Origin of the sequence: Streptococcus mitis (assembly GCF_946190285.1) — a bacterium.
GTDB classification, from domain to species: Bacteria; Bacillota; Bacilli; order Lactobacillales; family Streptococcaceae; genus Streptococcus; species Streptococcus mitis_CP.
The window spans coordinates 1-430 of sequence record NZ_CAMHZX010000024.1 but is presented as its reverse complement, the minus strand read 5'-3'; the positions used below and the strand labels follow the sequence as shown (position 1 = coordinate 430).

The following is a 430-nucleotide window of genomic DNA, read 5'->3' as shown; positions in this document are numbered from 1 at the left end:
CCAACAACTGAAAGCTCAACAACAAGTGATGTACAAGGAAAAGTACAAACATCACCAATCAAGTTAGATACAGAAGAAACTGGAGACGATAAAGGTAAGACAGTTAACTTTGATAAAGGAACTCAAACAGGACCAAAAGGAGAACGTGTAGAACTAAACCCAGAAACATTAACATTATTAAATGAAGCAGGGGCAGAAGTAGATAGCGTAACAACTCCTCAAGGTAAGTACGAGTTAGACAAAGCGAACAAAACAATTAGCTTCACACCAAATAAAGACTTTGTAGGAACAGCAACACCAGTTAAAGTTCAAATCAAAGACATGAATGGAACAAAAGTTGAAACAACTTATACTCCAACAGTTACAGATGTCACAATGGAAAGTGTTGATAAGACATCAGAAGCACCACAAGGACAAACACAAACTGGAA

Annotated in this window: 1 pseudogene; it reads left to right on the top strand. The window is 37.0% G+C overall.

The features are described from left to right. A pseudogene (locus tag N8L39_RS09260) lies at nt 1-430 on the top strand (YSIRK-type signal peptide-containing protein); the annotation flags it as partial.